1 protein-coding gene is annotated in these 255 nt (G+C 70.2%); it reads right to left on the bottom strand.

Translation table 11 applies throughout. From position 1 onward, the window contains the following. On the bottom strand, positions 1-255 hold a 255-nt coding region (locus SK224_RS16745; RefSeq protein WP_413816806.1), incomplete at both ends, for an LGFP repeat-containing protein.

Here is a 255-nt window from a genome sequence, read left to right as displayed (position 1 = left end):
GCCCGACGCCATCCACACATCCCGATACGCGCCGTACACAGCGACCACACCGTTCGACGGCGACCCCGAGAGAACGCCACCCTCGAACGCCTGCGAGCACGTCACCGCCGAGCACGTCGCCGCGGCCGTCGGAGCACCCAGACGACCCGAACCCGCCCCCTGCGCCTGCCACGGCGCAAGGAACCAGCTCGAAACCGTGATCATGCCGTACTGGGGCGTCCACGCGAGGACCCCGCGCTGGAACGACTGCGCACA

It is taken from the genome of Microbacterium sp. BG28, assembly GCF_034044005.1.
Taxonomy (GTDB): Bacteria; Actinomycetota; Actinomycetes; order Actinomycetales; family Microbacteriaceae; genus Microbacterium.
The sequence above is the reverse complement of the archived record's forward strand: the minus strand, read 5'-3'. Positions and strand labels throughout refer to the sequence as shown.